This window comes from Streptomyces endophyticus, assembly GCF_035798155.1.
GTDB classification, from domain to species: Bacteria; Actinomycetota; Actinomycetes; order Streptomycetales; family Streptomycetaceae; genus Streptomyces; species Streptomyces endophyticus.
In genome coordinates this window covers 1-19,463 of record NZ_JAOZYC010000184.1, presented here as the reverse complement: position 1 = coordinate 19,463, position 19,463 = coordinate 1, and the positions used below count along the sequence as shown (strand labels likewise).

Annotated in this window: 18 protein-coding genes; 6 read left to right on the top strand and 12 right to left on the bottom strand. The window is 70.5% G+C overall.

The features are described 5' to 3' along the window. Positions 1-23: 23 nt before the first annotated feature. The 8 genes from OKJ99_RS36475 to OKJ99_RS36440 form a co-directional block, all read right to left on the bottom strand. On the bottom strand, positions 24-1,190 hold the full coding sequence (locus OKJ99_RS36475; protein ID WP_326022621.1) for an AAA family ATPase: 1,167 nt from the start codon (positions 1,188-1,190) through the stop codon (positions 24-26). A 63-nt stretch (positions 1,191-1,253) separates the two neighbouring features. Further along, positions 1,254-3,176, bottom strand: coding sequence for an ATP-binding protein (locus tag OKJ99_RS36470; RefSeq protein WP_326022620.1), 1,923 nt, complete (start codon positions 3,174-3,176; stop codon positions 1,254-1,256). Continuing rightward, positions 3,173-4,030, bottom strand: a complete 858-nt coding sequence (locus tag OKJ99_RS36465) for a hypothetical protein (protein WP_326022619.1) — start codon at positions 4,028-4,030, stop codon at positions 3,173-3,175. The genes OKJ99_RS36470 and OKJ99_RS36465 overlap by 4 nt, the downstream gene beginning before the upstream one ends. Continuing rightward, the gene (locus tag OKJ99_RS36460) at positions 3,978-5,057 is read right to left on the bottom strand and encodes a JAB N-terminal domain-containing protein (RefSeq protein ID WP_326022618.1); all 1,080 of its coding nucleotides are present in this window, start codon (positions 5,055-5,057) and stop codon (positions 3,978-3,980) included. The genes OKJ99_RS36465 and OKJ99_RS36460 overlap by 53 nt, the downstream gene beginning before the upstream one ends. Continuing rightward, positions 5,047-6,552 (bottom strand): effector-associated domain EAD1-containing protein, encoded by a 1,506-nt coding sequence (locus tag OKJ99_RS36455; RefSeq protein ID WP_326022616.1) that lies wholly within the window; start codon positions 6,550-6,552, stop codon positions 5,047-5,049. The genes OKJ99_RS36460 and OKJ99_RS36455 overlap by 11 nt, the downstream gene beginning before the upstream one ends. After that, complete coding sequence (locus OKJ99_RS36450; protein ID WP_326022614.1) at positions 6,549-7,562, bottom strand: HesA/MoeB/ThiF family protein; 1,014 nt, start codon at positions 7,560-7,562, stop codon at positions 6,549-6,551. Before OKJ99_RS36450 ends, OKJ99_RS36455 begins: the two co-directional genes overlap by 4 nt. A 1-nt stretch (position 7,563) precedes the next feature. Next, a complete protein-coding gene (locus OKJ99_RS36445) occupies positions 7,564-8,220 on the bottom strand; it encodes a hypothetical protein (RefSeq protein WP_326022613.1) in 657 nt (218 codons plus the stop codon). Then, a complete protein-coding gene (locus tag OKJ99_RS36440; RefSeq protein ID WP_326022611.1) occupies positions 8,217-9,074 on the bottom strand; it encodes a CHAT domain-containing protein in 858 nt (285 codons plus the stop codon). Before OKJ99_RS36440 ends, OKJ99_RS36445 begins: the two co-directional genes overlap by 4 nt. A 112-nt stretch (positions 9,075-9,186) precedes the next feature. On the opposite strand from OKJ99_RS36440, the gene OKJ99_RS36435 reads away from it, so the two are divergent. Genes OKJ99_RS36435 through OKJ99_RS36415 form a run of 5 tightly spaced genes read left to right on the top strand, consistent with a single transcriptional unit; the run spans position 9,187 to position 15,112 of the window. Beyond that, positions 9,187-10,233: a protein kinase family protein gene (locus tag OKJ99_RS36435; protein WP_326022610.1), complete on the top strand. Its 1,047-nt coding sequence runs from the start codon at positions 9,187-9,189 to the stop codon at positions 10,231-10,233. Positions 10,234-10,252: 19 nt separating this feature from the next. Continuing rightward, entirely contained in the window at positions 10,253-11,332 is a 1,080-nt protein-coding gene (locus tag OKJ99_RS36430) for a hypothetical protein (protein ID WP_326022608.1), read from the top strand. Beyond that, positions 11,329-13,371, top strand: a complete 2,043-nt coding sequence (locus OKJ99_RS36425; RefSeq protein ID WP_326022606.1) for a hypothetical protein — start codon at positions 11,329-11,331, stop codon at positions 13,369-13,371. Before OKJ99_RS36430 ends, OKJ99_RS36425 begins: the two co-directional genes overlap by 4 nt. 59 nt (positions 13,372-13,430) lie before the next feature. After that, positions 13,431-14,618 carry a hypothetical protein gene (locus OKJ99_RS36420; protein WP_326022604.1) on the top strand — a complete coding sequence of 396 codons (1,188 nt, stop codon included), beginning with the start codon at positions 13,431-13,433 and terminating at the stop codon, positions 14,616-14,618. Next, positions 14,615-15,112: a hypothetical protein gene (locus tag OKJ99_RS36415; RefSeq protein ID WP_326022603.1), complete on the top strand. Its 498-nt coding sequence runs from the start codon at positions 14,615-14,617 to the stop codon at positions 15,110-15,112. Before OKJ99_RS36420 ends, OKJ99_RS36415 begins: the two co-directional genes overlap by 4 nt. Before the next feature lie 18 nt (positions 15,113-15,130). Here OKJ99_RS36415 and OKJ99_RS36410 read toward each other — a convergent pair whose 3' ends face one another. From OKJ99_RS36410 to OKJ99_RS36400, 3 genes are read right to left on the bottom strand one after another with little or no spacing between them, the layout of a single operon-like run. Further along, positions 15,131-15,790 (bottom strand): ADP-ribosyltransferase, encoded by a 660-nt coding sequence (locus OKJ99_RS36410; protein WP_326022818.1) that lies wholly within the window; start codon positions 15,788-15,790, stop codon positions 15,131-15,133. A 43-nt stretch (positions 15,791-15,833) separates the two neighbouring features. Next, positions 15,834-17,120, bottom strand: a complete 1,287-nt coding sequence (locus tag OKJ99_RS36405; RefSeq protein WP_326022601.1) for a cytochrome P450 — start codon at positions 17,118-17,120, stop codon at positions 15,834-15,836. After that, complete coding sequence (locus OKJ99_RS36400) at positions 17,117-17,893, bottom strand: alpha/beta fold hydrolase (RefSeq protein ID WP_326022599.1); 777 nt, start codon at positions 17,891-17,893, stop codon at positions 17,117-17,119. The genes OKJ99_RS36405 and OKJ99_RS36400 overlap by 4 nt, the downstream gene beginning before the upstream one ends. 132 nt (positions 17,894-18,025) lie before the next feature. Between OKJ99_RS36400 and OKJ99_RS36395 the strand changes: the two genes are divergently transcribed. Further along, positions 18,026-18,859, top strand: a complete 834-nt coding sequence (locus tag OKJ99_RS36395) for a pentapeptide repeat-containing protein (protein WP_326022597.1) — start codon at positions 18,026-18,028, stop codon at positions 18,857-18,859. Between the two features lie 72 nt (positions 18,860-18,931). On the opposite strand, the gene OKJ99_RS36390 is transcribed toward OKJ99_RS36395, so the two are convergent. Further along, the coding region (locus OKJ99_RS36390) for a chorismate mutase (RefSeq protein ID WP_326022596.1) at positions 18,932-19,463 on the bottom strand (532 nt) is incomplete at its 5' end.

Below are 19,463 nucleotides of genomic sequence, written 5' to 3'. Positions count from 1 at the left end.
TACCCCCTGTAAGGTTCCCGCGCTCACTCGAACTGGTCGAGGAGCACGTTCACGTCGGCAATGATACGAGACAGCTCTGTCTCGGTCTGTGTGTTCACCGGCTGATGCCCCCTCAACTCCCGGGACAGAGCGCCGAGTTTGTGAAGTCCGTCGATCACGCTCCATTCGCTGGGGCGCCGGTCGGTGGTGAGCGGGGCGCTGACCTCGCGGGCGTCAAGCAGGATCTCGTGGTCCGGGCGGCGTCGCTGGGCGGGCTCTCCACCGTGCTTCTCCACCACGGCGTGCACGGCCTCCTCCACCGTGGTGCGATCCGCGGGGTCGGTCCAGATATGGGCCAGCGGCCACAGGTCCACCGGCTGGGCCGCCTGTGACTCGCGCAGCAGCGCCGCCCCGGCGACCAGCTTCAGGCTGCGTACCAGCCGCCGGTCCGACAGCTTGACGCCCTGGATCAGCAACTGACGTGTCAGTTCGCGGTGTTCACCGAGGACCGGATCCAGATCGATGTCCCGCAGCCGCAGTGAGAGCCGGGTGAGCCGGTCAACGGTCAGGGTGCCGCCGCCGGCCGAGGGCGCCTCGTTGCCCGCCGCGGCCAGCCGCCGGGCCTCGTGCTGCCAGCCGACCAGCAGCAGCCGCTCCAGATCGGTGCCTCCCACGGGTTCCACCAGCAGCCGGATCAGGAACCGGTCCGAGAACGCGGTCAGCCCCGGGTCGTCCGGGATGTCGTTGGTCGCCCCCAGCAGAGAGACCAGCGGGGCGTGCTCCGCGCGGGCGCCGTTGTGGTATCGGCGTTCGTTGAGCAGGGTCAGCAGGGTGTTGAGGATGGCGCTGCTGCCCTGGAACACCTCGTCCAGGAAGACGAGTTCGGCCTGCGGCAACATCCCCTCGGTGTGCACGTGATAGGTGCCCTGGCGGAACCGGTCGAAGTCCAGTGCCCCGAAGATCTCCGAGGGTTCGGTGAACCGGGTCAGCAGATAGCTGAAGTGCCGGGCCTCGATCTGTCGGGCCAGCGCGGAGATCAACTCGCTCTTCGCGGTGCCGGTGGGGCCGAGCAGCAGTGCGTGCTCCCGGCAGACCACGGCGAGCTGGAGCAGTCTGACGGCGCGCTCCCGGCCGACGAACTCGTCGCCCAGCCGCCGCCGGACGTACTCCAGGTCCCTGATGGTGTCGACGGTCTCCTGGCCCCAGCTCACCGTGGCCTCCTCCCTCGTGTCTGTCGACTGTTCGCTCGTGTCGAGTCGCTCATGCCGTGCCGGTCAGAGCCTGCTGGAGCGCCGCTGCTGGCGGCGGGTGCGCTGGAGCTGGCCCACGATCTGGCCGAGCTGCTCGGGCGTGGGTGGCACCGGCGGGTTCTGGAAGTGGGCGGCGACGAAGGCGTCACGGAACACGGCGTGGATGTCGTCGCCGTTGCGGCCCTTGAGCGCTGCCGCGATCAGCTCGTCGACACCGCCGCTGACGTCGATCCCGAACTTCCCCGCGTGCAGACCGATCATCTTCAGCCGGGCCTCGTCGTTGGGTACGTCGATGCTGATGGTCTCGAAGCGGCTGGGCCGCAGCAGCGCTTCGTCGATCAGGTTCAGCCGGTTGGTGGTGCCGATCACCAGGGTCGGCACCTCGGGGCGGAAGCCGTCCATCTCGGTGAGGATCTGCGCGACCACCGCGTTGCCGGCCCGGGACCCGCCGTCGGAGTGGTCCGAACGGCGGGAGGCGATGGAGTCGAACTCGTCGAAGACGACCACCGAGGGGGCGTTGCGCCGGGCCTCGGCGAAGATCTCCCGGACATTGCGCTCACTCTCGCCGACGTAGGTGCCCATGACCTCCGGCCCAGAGACCACCAGGATCGTGGCGTTCATCCGGTTGGCGATGGCCTTGGCGAACAGCGTCTTACCGGTGCCCGGCGGGCCGTGGAAGATGAAGCCCCGCGGAATCAGCTTGGTGCGCAGATGGTCGTACTGGGCGGGCAACCGGTGATGGCCGGTCACGATGTCGATCGCCCGCTCGATGTGGTCCTTCACCTCGTTGTAGCCCGCGATGTCGTCGAAACTGACGTCCGGGACCTCGAAGTTGCTCGACATCTGGGCTTTGAACGCCCGGATGGTGCCGTACAGATCGCGGGCGGTCGGCTCCGCGTGGTCCCGGTGCACACTCATCGCGTACCGCATCGCCTGGCGCAGCAGGACCGGGTTCATGCCCGCGACGTGCTTGTAGAACTCGACGGGGTCGTACCGGCTGAACCGGGCCGCCTCGCCCACAGTCACCAGCGCCCGGCCCAGCGGCTGCGTCTCGTCGTCGTCCCTGAACCACACCGTGCGCGGCACGCCGGTGATGGACACCCGGGTGCTGAACCGCTCGGCCAGCACCTCGGGCACCGAGAGCGAGGGCGCCGCGAAGGCGAGCATCACCCGCTCCGGCGCCCCGTGCAGGAGCTCGGTCACCTCGCGGGCCTCCGCCGACAGGGAACCGTCGCTGCCGCCGGCGAGCAGATCGAGATGCTGGACGACCAGCACCTGGTCGTCGTTGAGCCCGCGGACCAGCTCCCGTAGCCGGGCCAGCAGCCGTTGGCGCGGATTCTGCGGCGCCGGGATCAGATCCGGAGGCGGCTGGTCCCGCGCCGCCTCCTCGGCGTCCTGGAGTTCCTCGGCGTCCTCCAGCACCTCCGCCCGCAGCGCGGCCCGGGTCGCCATCTCCCGCCACAGGTGCGGTACGACCGGCTTCTCGGCCACGACCAGCACGGACAGCCCCGCCCTGAGCAGCGAGGAGACCTGGGCGATGTCACGGCCGTAGGCCAGCACCGTGGACTCGGCCTCGTGCAACTGCTCGGGCTGCGGGTGCCGGTACTCCGGTTCCTGGGGCGTGGCCTCGGTGCCCGAGCCGGAGGGCGGCTTGGACAGCGAGCGCGGCGGGGCCGCGGCGGCGGTCTCCGGCGTGGGTGCCGATGTCGGGGAGTACGTCGGGGGATACACCGGCGTGCCGTAGGGCAGCTCGGACTGGAGCAGCAGCTCGGTGGCGACGGACTCCCAGCGCAGCAGGCCCCAGTTCGGCTCCAGCGGGGTGCGCAGCAGATAAGGGCCGGACATCAGCGCCTCGTTGACCGTGACATCGGGAGGCTGTCGGCGCAGGGCCCGCAGCGACTCCTCGTCGGGGGCGATGACGCAGATATGGCGCCTGGCGGTGCTCATGCGGTGGTCGCCTCCAGTCGTTCGACCTGTCGGTACAGGCCCACGCCCGCCAGGTACTGCCGGGTGATACCCGTCCGGGCCTTCAACAGCTGCGGATGCGACCGCTCGAGGCGGGCCAGTGCGGCCCACCACTGGGCGACCGGACGGGCCGCGGGCAGATCGGGGGGCGCGGTCAGACAGAGCCGGGCCTGTTGGATCAGCCCGAGGTGCTCGGCCCGGTGCCGCAGCAGCCCGGCCTCGTACACATCCAGCACCAACTCGCGTTCATCCATCCGGAGTTGGTTCAGGACCCCGCCGCGCCACAGGGCCTGTGCGGGGGAGTCCGGGGCCGCGCAGTAGACATTCGTGAACAGGCGACGACCCTGAGGATGCGTCAGAAGTACGTCCTCCACGAGGATTTCGACCGCCGACTCGCCGGTCGGGTTCGGCCGGTCGAGAGCCGCGGTGAGTGGCGAGGCGTCCAGCAGCCGCTCGGCCAGCAGCGGACTGCCCGCACAGTGCGGCAGCGCGGGCGCCACCACGGCATGGTGTGCGAGGACGTCCCACAGCGAGCGGGCGGGCGGGACCGCCCGTACGGCCTCGGCGGCCAGCTCTGCCTGTGACCGGGCTCCTATGATCGCCGCCAGGAGCAGTGCCCCGGCGCCGACCGGGCGGCGTTCCCGCTCCGCCAGTCGGTCCAGGCGCAGCCGGGCGGCGCTGTACACGGCGACCCGGATCACCTCGTCCGTCACGTCCGGTGGCGGGGCGGCCAGGTCCTGAAGGTCGCTCAAGCCCCCCTCTGGCGGCGTCGACCGCGTCCCGTCACAGTTCCTCGACCACTGCAGCACGCTCAAGGCGGTATCGGCCGCGTTCATCCCCCACCCACTGTTCGACCTCGCTCACACCGTCCTCGAAGCGTGCGTAGAAACGCAGTAGCCGCTCGTCGCCGGTGATGTTGACAAGTCCCGCCACCTGCCAGGGCTGCCGAAAGGTGCCCAGATGCAGGTCCACGTCGATGCTCGACAGACCTGACTCCTTCCCGGAGAACAGGTGCGTGTGGTACCAGCCCATCAGTTGCTTGTCCCCGGAGGCGGACAGCAGCCGGTTCACCTCGCGGAAGGAGTCGCCGGTGAAGGTGAAGTGCAGGGCACCGGCGCCCGCGTGCTCCGCCGGGGTGACCTCCGTGATCTCCACCAGATAGCGCTCGGCGCTCTCTTCGCCGTCTCCCTGGTCCGGCTCCGGTTCGAGGACCCGGCGCACCTTGCCGAGCAGAAAACCGCCCTCCTCCAGCCGATGCGAGAGCTTCATCTGAGACAGATGCTCGTACGTCTCGCCTGGGATGAGCACGGTCACCGGTCCGAGCGCGGCCGGGTCGATGCCCAGCTCCTCGGGGGCGATCCGGGGCACCGGCGGTTCCACCACCTTGCGGATGGCGAAGTTGCGCCGGGACTCGCGCAGGTTGAGGTCCATGGTGCCCTCGACCTCGGGGGTGGAGCGGGCCAGCGCCACCGTGCTCAGGGTGGGGTGGTCCAGACAGAACCCCCAGACCTCTTCGTCCGGGTCGATCTGCTGGACCACGTGCTGCAGCACGGGGCCGAGCAGCTCTCGGACCGAGAACTCCCGGCTCACCACGGTGTCCCCGCCCCGGGAGATGGTCACGTCGAGCCGGCCGATCTGGCTGCGCAGATTGTGGATGGTGCGCGGCCCGTTGATCAGCCGTGGGTCGGGCTTGCGCACATAGCGCAGCCGGATGTCCACCTCATCCTGCGGATCGCTGTGCTCCAGTTCGCGCCGGAACGCCTCGAAGAGCAGCGAGGCCAGGGAGATGTGGCCCAGGAGATCGAAGGACGCGCTCTTGTAGAGCAGCACCTTGGCCATGCCGGTCCGGTTCTCAGTACTCATCCGGGCTTGCCTCCACACGATGGACCGTCAGGGACCGGGAACGATCGGCCCTGACCGTCAGCCCCGCACGGGCCAGCCAGGTGGTGCCGCCGATCTCCTTGATGCGTTCCTGGCCCTCGAACGAGAACGCCCAGGCGGCCGCCGCCCGGTCGAGGTAGCCGCCGCGCTCCAACATGTCCCGCACCAGGCTGTCGTAGTCCAGGGCCATCTGGTAGTCGTGCGGGAGGATCTCGTAGTTGCGGTAGCGGGCCATGTCGATGAGGGTCTGGCACAGTACGTACAGGCTCAGGTCGGGCGTGTAGTCGGTCATCAACGGCCCCAGGCAGACCGAGCCCTTGCCGAACTCCTCGTCCCGGGCGATGTTCGGATGGAACACCTCCGACAGCCACAGCACTCGGGGCGCCTGGATGGGGAACTCGGCCGGCAGCGCGATCATGAGTTCGTGCCGGTCTATCGGCCGGGGCTCCAGCGGCCAGGCCTCCAGGTCCTCCGGCGGGGCGAAGCCCGGGACGTGCAGCTCCACCTCAAAGCGCAGCGGCAGCCGGTCGTCGTCCATGTGAACCAGCGTGAACTCCTCGTGCGCGTCGGCGAAGTCGGCGATGTCCTCGCGGGCCTGCGCGATGGCCTCAAGGCGCAGCAGGCTGTCGACGCCCGCCGTCGACTCGGCCGACACCTCCAGCTGGCCGCCGTCGCGGATGCCCTGGTTGAACAGCGGCACGTCCGGGTCCAGCCGCTGGGCCTCGCCGTTCTCGTCGCGGTAGTCGACCACGGCCCGGCGCAGTTGCCCGTTGGCGTCCCGGGACACTTCGGGGCGGTACTCCGCCCAGATGGTGGGCACCAATTCGCTGGGCAGGGTGGTGTTCGGGACATACGGGATCTCGTACAGCTGCTGGTCAGGGCCTTGGAACCGCAGGCGGGTGTACAGGGCCGGACGGAAGTCGTGCTCCCCGTAGAGCACCTCGACGCCGGGCGCGATTCGGGCCGCCCGGTCCTGGAGTTGCTGGAGCCGGTCGGCGGGCATCTCGGCGACCTGGAACGCGGCCTGCTGGTGGTTGGCGTAGAGTTGCACGGCCTCGTGGTCGACCAGCTCGCGGACCAGTTGGAGGAACTCCGGATAGGCCTCGCTGCCGACGAACTCGATGGTCCGGTATCGCGTATCGGCGTTCCTTCCGGCTCCGGTCTGCTCGTGCTGCTGGGTGCGCAGGAACTCCCGGATCTTCTGCAGGTCGTGGTTGCCGGGCCAGCGCCGCAGCGCGGTCTCCACCAGCTGGGGGACCCCCTCGGTCGGTACGGCGCCGAGTTCGAGGGCGCGTACGACCTGTCGCCAGAAGGCTACGACCTCCCGGCTCGCGTCCCAGCGCGGCCGGGTCTGCGAAGGGAAATCCATGTCCTCCAGGAGTTCCTCGGCCTGCGCCTGGGTGGCGTAGAGGTTGGCCAGGGTGTCGATCAGGGCCTGCTTGATCTCGGTGGGTAGTTTGCCCGCGTCGTTTGTCACCGGGAGTCTCCTTTCCCGCCGGCCTCGGAGAGTTCCAGGTAGCGGATTCTTCGGGTACGTCCGATCCCGAGGACCGGCAGGATCTCGCGGGGGGCCACGCCGAGTTCGGCGAGTGCGGCGTGCGGGGGTGCGTCGGTGAGCCGGGTGGACTCCTGCGTCGGCGGGGATCCGGGTAAGGGCGCCCAGGTCATCACGGACTCCTCCGGGGCGAGATGGGCGGCGAGGTCGGCGGGGGTGGATCGGACGGTGTGTGGTGTCGGCGACACCAACGGGACGGAGATCCGGGTGTGCAGCGGGCAGTCGGGATCGCGGCGCACTCGCACCGGGGACGCCGTACCGCTCCCCGCGTCCACCCGCACCAGGCCCGGCGTGGTCTCGGCCCCGCACAGCAGTCGTACGGCGGTCACCGCCATCCACGCCCCGATCAGCGCCGAGACCGGGGCGGAGGCCCCGGCGTCGGTCGTGGTGGCGTTCGCACAGGCCCAGGGGTCGTCCTGGGCGGCCCGGTCCCTTGGGGTGAGGCCGCAGCCGAAGCAGGCGCCCGAGGGTTCGTAGAGCCGGATCTCCCCGCCCCATGGGCTGGTTCCGCCGTCGAGCAGCGGGGCGCCGACGAGCTGGCAGCGCCCGCTGAGCTGGAGCCGGGCGGCCAGGCTGTCCAAGCAGCTGACGACGAGCGCGGCGTCGCGCAGCTCGGCCAGTCCCACTCCGCTGACCAGCGGGGCGGTCCGAGCCTCCACGCGGGTCACGGGGGAGAGCTCGCCGAGCCGGCGCGCGGCGATCGGCGCCTTCGGCCGACCCACGTCGTCGGCGCGGAAGAGTGGGGCCCTGCTGAGGTTGCCCTCCGAGACGGAGTCGGGATCGCACAGCACAAGGCGCCCGACGCCGGCCAGGGCCAGTTGCTGGGCGAGATGGCTGCCCACGGCACCGACGCCGACCACTACGACCGTGGCCGCGGTGAGTCGGCATTGGTCCCAGCCCGGGATGAGTTCGTGCCGTTCGAAGCGCTCCATCTCAACTCCGCGTCAACGTACGGAAGTTCATGGGGCACTGGGTGACCGTGAGGTCGCTGCGCCACTGCTCGAAGCAGCCGAGTCCGCGGGCCGGGTCCTGGTGCACCGCCTTGAGGCAGTCGCGCTCCGCCGGTGAGCAAGGGCAGACGACGACCGTCTCGAAGAGCCGGAACGTGTGTCGGCAGACGAAGCAGGCGTTGCGCTGCCGGGGGTGTCCCAGGGCCCGATCGTCGGGCATCAGGCGCACGGTGTGCAGGGTTTCCGGCGACGGATCGGAGGCGTCCACCCCGCGGAAGAACGCCGCCTGCGCCCGCGGGTCGGGCATCTCCGAAGGCGTCGAACGGCCGCTGCACGGCAGATTGCGCAGGTGATGGGTGACGTCGGTGAGCTTGCCGTCTGCCGAATGGTGCAGATAGACGGTGTCGTCCAGGCGGAAGGTGTGTCCGCACACCCGGCAGGGTTCCCGGCGCCGGGAACCCGGCCTTCGCCAGGTGCCCAGCCAGCGCGAATCCAGCGTGGTGGAGGCCGGTCCGTCGGCGCCGGCCACCTGGGGGTTCTCGCCGCGCTGCTGACCGCGGTCGAAGGCGCTGGCCACTTCGGGCGAGGCGGAGGTGACCTCGTCCCCCTCGACACGTCCGCCCGCTTTATGGGCCGTCATAGGCTGCTTCCCGCACGGGACATGTGGTGCAGGGCCTCCGGTAAGTGGCCGTTCAGCCGCAGCGCCGCGCGCCCGGCCGCACAGGCCCGCTCGATGTCGGGGGAGTGGGCGAGCGAGGTGTAGAAGCCCTGCGCGAAGACGAGCCCCGCGTCGTCGTCGAGTTCGCTCACGGTGCCCACCACGGTGTGCGCGCACTTGAGGAGCCCCTCCGCGTACGCCGCCGTCCAGCAGGAGTTGAGGACCACGCAGTTGATCGGGGCACGCAGCTCGAAGGCGGGGATCAGCGCCTCGATGGGCACTGCCGCCGAGGCGCCCGTCTCGTCCTCGAAGAGCAGTCGGCCGTCGTCGGTGCCGTGCCCGGCGAAGTGCACGATCTGCGGGAGCGCGGCATCGAGTTGCGGCAGGATGTCGGCGACCCGGGTGGCGGGGTGGACCTGCACGGCCAGGCGCCCCGCGGAGCGCCCCTCGGCCTCCTGGATGATGCGCTGTTCGGCGCCGAGCCGGATTCTGGCCTCGTCGAGCGGTGCGGACATCAGACACAGCACCCGCACGGGTGCGGCCGGAGCACCGCTGCCGGCCAGGTTCCGCAGTTCCGTGTGGCCGGGATACCTGGCCGCCGCCGCCACGAGCAGGTCGCACGGCCGCACCCCCGCGATCCGGCCCCGGTCCAGGGTCTGACATACGGCGCGCCACCAGTCGGCAGCGGCCAGCGGCGGGGCGAAGGGGATGAGGACGGCCGGGTTGACACCGAGGTCTTCCAAAAGGGTGTGACTGCTCGTCACATCCGGAAATAATTCGCCCAGTAATTCGAATGCGCCGTCGTCGCGCAACTGCTTCCAGGTGGAACTGGCCATTTCGTCCCCCGAGCCAACTTCCCGTATATCTGCGGTAGTTCAGTGGGATGGTACTTGACGCGCCGTTCCACGGGTGTACTTTCGGTGCGCGCATCACATATCGGGGGCGGGCTTGATCGAGCGTCTGGAAATGATCACCTGTGGTGGTCGCGGTGCCGAGAAGTCGATCTTCGAGGTCGATTTCGATCAGGAGGAGAAGGCAAAGGACGGATTTCGGGAACGCCGGGGAATTCTGGTGCACGGAGGTGGCGAGCGCGTCGTGCAGCGCATCGCCTACACCGACCAGGCCCGTCGCGAGCTGGCTCAGGCCGTCAGGCTTGCGGACCTGCTGGTCCGTAGGCTCGGTGTCATCGGCTATCCCTCTGAGCTCAGCCGGGTCATTGGCCACTGGTCCGATGGTCGGGCCCCCTTTCTCGTGGTCACCCGTAGGGGGCGTCCACTCGCCGAGTTCCGTGACGAACTGCCCCTACCTCCTGGGGAGTTGTGGGCTGCGGTGGACGGCATCATCGCCGTGCTCACCCGGCTGAACGAGTTGCGCGTGGTGCACCGTGACATCCGGCCCGAGACCCTGCTGTGGGACGGTAAGACCGTCCAGCTGACCGAGTCGGGGATCGCCGTGCACGAGGGCGAGGAGCGCGGCGCGGCGGTGGGCGCGGATCCATGGCGGTCCCCCGAGCAGGCGGCGGGTCTGGGCAAGGCGGACTGCCGGGACGACGTGTATCCCGCGGGCGTGGTGATCTTCCATCTGGCGACGGGCGAGGACGCCGCCGCGGTATTGGAGATGCGGGGCCGGGTCCGACTCCTCGACAGCAGTCTGCGCAACCTCCTTGAAGGGGTCTTCACCGATGCAGCCCGGCACCGGATCAGCGGGTTCACGCTGCGCACCCGCTGGGAGGGAGGGGCCGCCAAATCAGAGGCGGTCCGCCCCCACACTCCGGTCGAGCAGGAGTTGGAGGCCCGCAGGCGCTTTCGTGAACTACGCGCCCGGCAGCGGGAGTTCGCCCACCGTTCGCTGCCCCCGCCGCACACGGAACGGATCCCGAACCGGGGCCCCGTCCCCCCGCCCCCGCTCATCGATGTCCTCCGCAGGTTCACCGCGCCGGCCGTGATCCTGCTGACGATGGCCGCCCTGGCGCTCGTCGTGACGCTGATCTGGTGAGGCGGGGGAGGAGAGAGACATGGCAGCACACGTGAGGTGCCCCATCTGCCTGAACATGGTGGACTGGGCACGCGCCGAGATCGTCGCCATGAACGCCGATGGCGGTACGGAGCCTCTCGTCCGCCGGGAGGGCGAGGACGACTTGGCATGGAACCAGCGCACGCTCAACGCCTACCGGCTGTGCGAGAGCGGCGCGGGAGAGCCCCATGTTCTGCCCGGCAGATACGGCGACTTCGGCGAGCCGCTCGTCATCGGCGTGGTGGGCGAGTCCGCGGCCGGCAAGAGCCATCTGCTCGCCGCGATGCTGGGCATGCTCACCGACGTGGACCGGATGTCACAGCTCGGGCTGGTCGTCGGCGGGCTCGACCTGAAAAGGCATCAGACGTATCTGCGGGACGTCGTCCGCCCCTTCCTCGACCAGGGCAAGGGGATCGACGGCACCCCCGCGGGGCCGCCCGAGTTCACCGACGCCCTGTGGATCCACAGCAGCCGGATGGGGCGCAACTTTGCCGTCGCCTTCTTCGATGTCTCCGGCGAGTGGCTGGCCAACCACGACGCTCAGGTGCCGTTCCTCGGCGCAGCCAGCGCCCTGGTCTTCGTGGTCGACCCGACCCGGATCCGCGGCCTCACCGGCTCCTCAGGCAGCGTTACGGGCGACCCGTCCTTCGACGTCGTACTGAACAAGATCGCGCACTTGCGCGGGTTCGAGGGGGAGGAGTTCATGCCGCTGCCTGCCGCCGTCGTGGTCGGCAAGAGTGATCTGCTCAGGCATCACGAGGTGCTGGTGGAGCGGTGGTTCAGGGACACCTCGCCGGAGGAGGAGCTGGACCTGCGCACCGTGGAGGCGGAGAGCGAGGACGCCTACGCCTTCCTCAGCTCCCGGGGAGCCCGCGGCTGGCTCGCGCCCTTCGCCCGCTGCACCCCTTCGACCCTGCACTTCGCCTCTTCGACCGGCCACGGCGCCGTCAAGGAGGAAGGCGTCCAGCGCTCGCCTCTGGGGGGCTTCACCCCGCGGCGTACTCTCAAGCCCCTGCTCGCGCTGTTCGCCATGTGCGGAGTCCTCGACCCCACGGACCTCGGTCAGGAGGCCGTCGGATGAGTTCCGTCCATCAGATCCTCTTTGGCTGGGCCGAACGGGACAGCGAAGGCAACGCCGGGGTGCGCCCCTTGGCGGACTCCGGGGCGCCGAGCCTGGACCGCTGGACCGGGCGGCTGCCGAACATCTGGGCCGCGAAGGAGGCCGCGGACGACCCGGGCGAGGCGCGGGCGGGCCTGGTCCACTTGGTCTTCGAGGACGAGGCTGCCGTCCTGCGCAAACTCCCCGCACGCAACGCTTACGGCCGGGCCGGCGCCACCGTGACGCATGCCCTGGTCGGCGATCCCGGACTGATCGACGCAGCCTTGGCGCTGGGACTGCACGACTGGTCCGGCTGGCTCGAGCGTGAACCGCACAAGCCGGACACTCGGCTGCTCCCGCTCGACATCGAGGAGCTGCGTGCCCACGCGGCACAGGGCCTGGCCGCCCTGCGTGACCGGGTGCCGAATCTTCCCAAGGACCAGCTGACCGCGGCCGTCGCCCAGGTACTCGGGGCGCCCGACGCCGACTTCACCTTCATCACCCGGCCCGAATACGCCCTGCCGCTGATGACGGCGGTTCACGACATCGTCGGACCGGTGCCCGGCCGTCCCTGGACCTTTGCGGGCCGGGAGAGCACCGACGTGGGTGGCCACCAGCCGAGGGTGGTCTTCCTTTCCGCCCGGCCGCCGCAGTCGTACTACGTCAACCAGCGCCGGCGCGTCGAAACCGCCGGCGCACCACTCGATCCGGACGGCACTGGGTTCGCCGCACAGCTGGTGGAGCTGTATCTGGACGTGGGGTACGCGGCGGTGCACCGGGTGCGGCCCGGTGCCGGGGTCGCCACAGCCGACGACGTGGCGGCCTGGAGGCGGTCGGTGCCGGTCGTCGACGGCCGGATCGTCGACGACCGGCTCCCGCTCGACCTCCTCCTCGACGACGACCTGCTGTACCGGGCCTCGATGCGGGGCGCCGTCGCCACCGAGGGCCGGCGTCTTGCGGGGGAGCTGCGTAAGCAGCCCGCCCATCTGCTCATCGAGGTGATGCGGCGGTGGGGGCCCAACGAGTCGCGTTCCGTGCGCCATCCCGAACTGCGCGAGACCGCCGTGCGCGAGGCCGTGGTCGTCTGCCTCACCCAGTCCTGTCCGGAGGACCTGATCGAGGGGACGGCACAGGCGCGGCCCCGGCCGGGCTTGGTGGCCGACGTGTTCCGGGAACGGGAGCCGCACCAGGGCCTCGACCTGTCCGAACCCCGGCAGGCGTACATGGTGTGCACGGCCCTGACACTCGGGATGGAGGTGTCCCACTTGAACCGTGAGGGGCTATTCGCCCCGTCCTCCGAGTCCGATCTGCTGGAGTTCGTCCGGTGGAGCGCCAGGCCCGCCCCGGATGCCGCCGTCCTCGTACTGCGCCGCCATCTGGGCGCCGGAACCGACAGGGAGGCACGCGAGAGGGCCGCCCGGGCGTGGTCCGAACGCGATCTGCTGCGCGCCGAGGTCGAAGCGGCCGCACGCGGGGACAAGGCGACGGAGGTCGACTGCTATTCCGGTCTGCTCACCGCTGCCTACGGACCCCGTCTCAGCGCTTCGGATGCCCGGGCCGTAGTGGAACGCGCCGGAGATGACGCACCGTTGGGACTCCTCACCGCCGCGCTGTGGCGGGCGGGGGAGGAGGCGGCCGAGACCCACATTCGGTACGCCCTGTCCGAACTGCTGCTGCGGGGCGATGGCTACGCGCACACCGCACCATCCGGCCGCAGGGCGACCCGGGTCGAAGGAGCCCCGCCGCAGCCCGTTGCCCCGCTACGGGCCCGCCCCTCTGTGCAGGCCCGCCCTCCGCAGACCTGGCCTGCGGAGATCCTTCCTCCGGAGACCTGGTGGCCGCACGACCGCGCGGACGAGCGAGGGCACGCCCCCGAGCGGATCCCTGAGAGGTTCCCCGAGCGGCAGCCGGCGGAGCGGTCCTGGGTCGGCGGCCTCGACCCCGTGAACACGGCCTTCATGATCGCCATCCTCGCGATCATCGTCGCCGCGGTGGGCTACATCGTCTGGACGTCGCTCTGATCCCCGTATCGCGCCCGGCTTCGACCCAATGACTCCGCACGACATGGAATGAAGAGGCAATGACCGTGAACGAGACCGTCCCGGCACCGCGGTCCGCGTCCGGACCCGGTACGGGGCTGAGCGAGGTCTCCGGCCGGATCAGAGAACTCGCCGACCGGGCCCGGGCCGACGGCACGGACACCTCCGTCCTGGACCTCGTCGTCGACGATCTGAACACTGGTGGCGTCACCCTCGCCGGCACGGACCTGGTCGTGGTCTACCCGCCCGATGTGCTGCTCCCCGACGCTCAGCCGAAGCGCTGGCAGAGCGTGGAGGGGTGGTTCGCCGCGCTGCGCGACGTGTTGGTGTTCGCGCCCATCGCGCTTACCTGGTGGCGGCTGCGGGACGCCCTCGAGGCCTATGACCAACAGAAGAGCACCGACGTCTTCCTGCTCGGCTGGGCCCGTGGCTTCCCCCAGGGCGATCCGGCCGAGCCGACCACCGTGACGCTGGGGACGTCCGCGATTCATGTGACTCTGCTCATCGTGCTGGTCGCGGCGCTGACCATCGGGCTGCACATCGTGCAGACGATCCGGGAGAAGCAGCTCTCGCGGGAGGAGGACCGCAGACGGCTGGCCACGGAGCTGGCCCGGGCGACCTTCCTGCTGGCCGCGCCCCCCGCCCGCCCGGCGGGCAAACCGCTGGACAACAGCAGCGCCGACCGCCTCGCCGCCCAACTGCTGGCCAGCACGGTCAATCTGGAAGGCGCGCTGCGCCGCACTTCGGAAGAGATCGTGACGGTGCTGGAGACCGGACCCGGCAGCCGGATCCAGACGGCGCTGGATGGCTGGACCCGGTCGGTCGACGAACTCACCACCATGGTCCGGTCGTTGCTCCCACCGAACGAGCTGGCCCAGGAGCTGATCAGGGTCAGGGAGCTGACGGCCCGGGAGGGGGAGCAGCTGAGAGCCGCCCTGGACGCGCTGGTCACCGACCTGCGGCGCGCCCAGGAGACCACCGGCCAGGAGATTCACCGGCACGACCTCGCTGTCGCCGCGGTCCGTGAACTGGCCCAGCGGCTCGGGGACTCGCTCATGGTGTTCACCGAACGGGCGGACAACCTGGTCGACTCCACGCACAGTCTGTGGCAACTCGTCGACCAGATGGAGAGCCGCAACGGCCTCCGCCACACCTCCGGCTTCCGGCACAACGCCGACCCGTCGCCCCGGGAGGGATACGGACGGCCTTCGGATGGGAGCCGCTCATGAGCTACCGACTGCGGCGGGGCGGGGCGGGGCGCACCGTCCCGCTGGCCGGCTGGCTCTTCGCCGACCTCCTGCTGCTGTTGTTCGTCATCGCTCTGGGCTCCCTGCCCAAGGAGAAACAGCCCGATAAGCCGGATCCTCCGGCCAAGGTCGCGGAGCAGGGGCTGGTGCTCAAGCCCTGCAGCCTGACGGTACATACGGGCAGCGCCGCCTCAGTGCGCGGCCAGCTCGCCAAGCAGCTCCGCTCGGCCGACGTCGACAGCCGCATGGCCGGCTTCGTGCTTTCCTTCGGTACGGCACCGGAACCGGGCCCGGGCCAGGCGGCTGCCGAACGGGTCAACTCCGCCATCACCAAGATGCCCCGCTTCAAAAATGCTCCGAAGCGGGGCTATTGGAAGGGCGGACCCTCCGGGAGCGTCAGGATCGATGTGTTCTTCCTGGCCACCGCGGACGGTGGCACCAAGTTCCCCAAGGGCTGCCGATCCTCGGACGGCTGAGACCGGTCACGACAGGCCCTACTGAGCCGCCGTCGCCGGCCGGAAGCCCGGGTTGCTCACGCAGTCCGACATGCTCTCGGTGTTGGTCTCCTTGTTGATCGGACAGGCGCCGATGACGAAGCGCGACGAGACCCCGCCGGGGAAGGCGACCTCGACCTGGTCGGCGTACTTGTGCGTGTCGCCGATCGTCTCGTTGACGTCGATGCCGTTCGGGGCGTCGATGTAGTAGTTGTACGCGCCGCCCTTCATCCACTTGGTCCACTTCTTAAAGAGGTCGTGATCGCGGGTGGTGGAGACGAACGGCGACGGCTGGTTCTTGAGCACGTACTGCTCCAGGTCGTACTGGCCGTACTTGACGTCCTTCGGGGCGAAGCCCTCCTTGAAGATGACCGCCGGGGTGCGCCCGTCCGCCCGGTACAGCGTCTGGCAGTCGTTCCGGTACTCCGGGTCCGGCGAGATCTTGTCCAGGGGGACCCGGTCGACGGCCGCGTAGAGGCGGTCCGGGACGACGGGGCAGGAGGCGGGCGCGGCCTTCGCCACGGAGGCGGCGGACTTCGCGGTGTCGGCGTCCGGGGCACTGGCCGTGGCCGACGGCGCGGAGGCGAGGGCCAGTACGGACACCGCGGCGGCGGGCAGGGTGGCGAGGCGGCGTGCGGTGCGGGGGAGCTTCTTGATCATCATGAGCAGAACCATCGGGGGCCGCGATCAGGATCCCTGCCAATCACCGGATCGTGGGCGTGTGCGGGTGCGTGTCCGGGAGCACCCGTAGTTCCTTGATTCCGTTGATGAAGTTCGACACGAGGCGCCTCGGAGGGGCCGCGAGTGTCAGGGTCGGCAGTGCCCGGCCCACTTCCTCGTACAGCGCCTGTAGTTGAAGGCGGGCGAAGTGGGCGCCCAGGCAGACGTGCGGACCGTCACCGAAGGAGACGTGGGGGTTGGGGGTGCGGGCCGGGTTCAGGGTGAACGGCTCCGGGAAGACGCGTTCGTCGTGGTTGGCGGAGGCGTGGAAGACGACCACCTTGTCGCCGCGCTTTATGGGGGTGCCCGCCAGGGCCGTGTCCTCGGTCGCCGTGCGGCGGAAGGTCAGGACCGGTGGGTGGCGGCGCAGAAGCTCGTCGAGTGTGAGCGCCAAGTCGGCTTTTCCCGTGCGGAGTTGCTCGTACGTGGACGGGGACCCGGCCAGGAGTGCGAGGCCGCCCGGCGCCGCGCTGCGGACCGTGTCGTTGCCGGCGATCGTCAGCAGGAAGAAGAACATCTGGCGCTCGGGCGGGGTGAGATCGGGGTCCGTGGCGAGCGTCGTCATGATGTCGTCGGCCGGGTGGGAACGCTTGTGGGCCGTCAGCTCGTCGGCGTACGCGAACATGTCGGCCAGCGCGGAGGGGGAGCGCGGGTTCACCGGTGGGCCGGTGGTCGCCGTGGCCTCGTCCGGGTCCTGGTAGCCGATGACGCGGCGGGTCCAGTGCAGGAGCAGCGCGCGGTCGGACTCCGGGACGCCCAGGAGGTCGGCGAGGTTCAGGAGGGCGTAGTCGTCGGTGACCGTGGCGACCAGGTCCACGGTGTCCGTGTCCGTGGCCGTGTCTGTGTCCGTGTCGTCGTTCGCGTGAAGTGCCTTGTGCAGCAAGGATCTTGCCCGGTTCCGTGCCGACCGCTCGAACGCCTCCACGCGGCGCGGCGTGAACGCCCGGCTCACCAGGCGGCGCAGCCTGCCGTGGGCCGGCGGGTCCTGGTTGAGCATCATGCCGCGGATGAACGGGAGGTCCGCCGGGTCCGGATCGCGGATCTGGGTCGCGCCCAGGTACGAGGAGTACGCCGACGCGTCCTTGAGGACCCGGACCACGTCCGCGTGCCGGGTGACCGCCCAGAAGCCGGGGCCCTCCGGCCAGCCGAGGACCGCGGGCTCCGGCTGCCAGGCCACCGGGTGGTGCTCGCGCAGCGTTCGGTAGCGGTCGTGCGGGACGCCACGCGCGTACACGCGCGGGTCGAAGACATCGGGGACGGCAGGCGTCACGAGCCGTCCGCCCGCAGGAAGTCCTCCATGACGCGGATCAGCGCGAGCGGCGCCTCGTCCATCGCGTAGTGGCCGCACACGGGCAGGTCGACGAGTTCGCCGCGGGTGAACCAGGTCAGCCACGTCGAGCGCATCAGGGGCGCGGCCAGGGCCGGGTCGAGCTGCCCTGTGACCGCGAGCGCGGGGACCGTACAGGGCTCCAGATCCGCGTGGAAGTCGTCGCCGGTCCACGAGTCGAGCCAGGCCCGGAACGCCTTGGCGTCGCTGCACGCGAGCGAGCGCTCGACCATGCGGTCCAGCCACGCGGCGGGGCGTACGCCGCCCGTGGTGACGTCGATGATCGCGCGGCGGTTGGCCGGCGAGGCGTCGGCCGTCGCGAACAGCTTCCACTGCTCGGCCGGCATGGGCAGGCCGGAGGCCGGAACCGGCGACACCCCCACGATGCGGCGCACCCGCCGCGGCGCGTTCGCCACCACGCGCTGCGCCACGCTGCCGCCCATGGAGTGCCCGATCAGCGAGAACCGCTGCCAGCCGAGCCGGTCCGCGAGGTCGAGCACGTCCGCGGCGGCCTCGCTCGTCGTGTACGCGCCCGGCGTCTGTTTCGCCTCCCCGTAGCCGCGCAGGTCCACCAGCGCGTACTGGAAGGTGGTGCGGTCGAGGTCGGGCACGATCGGCGCGTAGGCGGCGCGGTCGGCGAACCAGCCGTGCACCGCGATCACCTTGTGCGGGCCGTCACCGTGCAGTTCGTACGGCAGGACGAAGGACGAGGCCACGTCGACTCCCCAGGGTGTGGAACTTCAGGCGGTGCCGGACGCCTCCAAGGTGGCGCGCGGCCGGGCCCGGCCACAAGAGGGCGCACGCGCGCGTGACCGGGTGCTCGGTGGCCGATCGGGGAGAATGGGCAGGTGACCTCCCCGGAAACCCCTCCTGACCGCCCCGACCTGCGCGCCGATTGCGCCGACTGCTTCGGCCTGTGCTGTGTCGCCCTGCCCTTCGCCAAGTCGCACGACTTCGCCCACAACAAGAACGCGGGCACTCCCTGCCGCAACCTTCAGGACGACTTCCGCTGCGGCATCCACACCAGGCTGCGCGACGAGGGGTACCCCGGCTGCACCGTCTTCGACTGCTTCGGCGCGGGACAGAAGATCTCCCAGGTCACCTTCGAGGGCGTCAGCTGGCGTGAGCGTCCCGAGAGCGCCAGGGCCATGTACGAGGTCTTCCCCGTCATGCGTCAACTGCACGAACTGCTCTGGTACTTGAGCGACGTACTGGAGCTGGGAGCGGCCGGTGCCGTGCACGGCGACGCCCAGCGGGCCCGCGAGGACATCGAGCGCCTCACCCGCGCGCGCAGCGACGAACTCGTCGCCGCCGACGTGCCGGCCGTCCGGGGCGAGGTGAACGCCCTTCTACTGAAGGCAAGCGAACTGGTGCGCGCCGACGTGCCGGGCGCGCTGGGCCGCAAGAAGAACCACCGAGGCGCCGACCTTGTAGGGGCCCGTTTCAAAAAGGCCGACCTACGGGGCGCCAATTTGCGCGGCGCCCTTCTCGTGGCCGCCGATCTGACCGGCGCCGACCTCCGCTCGGCCGACCTGATCGGCGCGGACCTGCGGGACGCCCGGCTCGCGGGCGCCGACCTCACCGGGGCGCTGTTCCTCACCCAGGCGCAGGTGAACGCGGCGCGCGGCGACGCCACCACCCGCATCCCGGCGGGCCTGCGGCGCCCCGCGCACTGGACGTAGACCTCAAGGCCTCAAGGCCCCAAGGCCTCAAGGCCTCAAGACTCAGGAGACCTCAGAAGGCTTCAGGAGGCTTCAGGAGGCGCACACCGAAGGCAGCGCCCGCGCAAGGCCCTTGAGGTGCAGCGCGTCGAACCCGCGCGCGTGGGCGTCGCGCAGCGCCGCCGCCGTCAGCAGTGGCCCGCAGGCCGCGGAGGTACGCGTGGGCGCCATCTCCCCCAGCGCGTCCAGGAGCCGCGTCGTGATCCGGTCGAGCTGCGGCCGGACCTCCGTCGCCAGGTCGGGGCGCTCGGTCGGGCGCTGCTCGGGGTGGGCGTCCCAGCGGGCGTAGAGGCCGCGCTGCACCACCTTGTTGGCCTCGATCTGGTCCCGGAAGACGGACTGCGCGAACGCCGGGTCGATGCCGAGGCCCGCCGAGCGCTCCGCCACGTCGTCGAGGATCTGCCGCTCGCGCGCAGGGTCGTCGATCGGCGCGTCCGTGCCGTACTTCGCCGCCGCGACCTTGTCCGCGAGGGCGAGCCGCTCCGTGGCGAGCGAGGTGATCGCGGCGAGGGCGTGCGGGTCGGCGTGAGCGGTCTGCGACGCGGCAGCGGCGGGCGCGGCGGCC

Bases quoted from the DNA above. Each gene is read 5' to 3' on its own strand.
- OKJ99_RS36470 (WP_326022620.1), bottom strand. From the start codon at position 3,176: ATGAGCACCGCCAGGCGCCATATCTGCGTCATCGCCCCCGACGAGGAG.
- OKJ99_RS36465 (WP_326022619.1), bottom strand. From the start codon at position 4,030: ATGAACGCGGCCGATACCGCCTTGAGCGTGCTGCAGTGGTCGAGGAAC.
- OKJ99_RS36460 (WP_326022618.1), bottom strand. From the start codon at position 5,057: ATGAGTACTGAGAACCGGACCGGCATGGCCAAGGTGCTGCTCTACAAG.
- OKJ99_RS36450 (WP_326022614.1), bottom strand. From the start codon at position 7,562: ATGGAGCGCTTCGAACGGCACGAACTCATCCCGGGCTGGGACCAATGC.
- OKJ99_RS36445 (WP_326022613.1), bottom strand. From the start codon at position 8,220: ATGACGGCCCATAAAGCGGGCGGACGTGTCGAGGGGGACGAGGTCACC.
- OKJ99_RS36440 (WP_326022611.1), bottom strand. From the start codon at position 9,074: ATGGCCAGTTCCACCTGGAAGCAGTTGCGCGACGACGGCGCATTCGAA.
- OKJ99_RS36430 (WP_326022608.1), top strand. From the start codon at position 10,253: ATGGCAGCACACGTGAGGTGCCCCATCTGCCTGAACATGGTGGACTGG.
- OKJ99_RS36425 (WP_326022606.1), top strand. From the start codon at position 11,329: ATGAGTTCCGTCCATCAGATCCTCTTTGGCTGGGCCGAACGGGACAGC.
- OKJ99_RS36420 (WP_326022604.1), top strand. From the start codon at position 13,431: ATGACCGTGAACGAGACCGTCCCGGCACCGCGGTCCGCGTCCGGACCC.
- OKJ99_RS36415 (WP_326022603.1), top strand. From the start codon at position 14,615: ATGAGCTACCGACTGCGGCGGGGCGGGGCGGGGCGCACCGTCCCGCTG.
- OKJ99_RS36410 (WP_326022818.1), bottom strand. From the start codon at position 15,790: ATGATCAAGAAGCTCCCCCGCACCGCACGCCGCCTCGCCACCCTGCCC.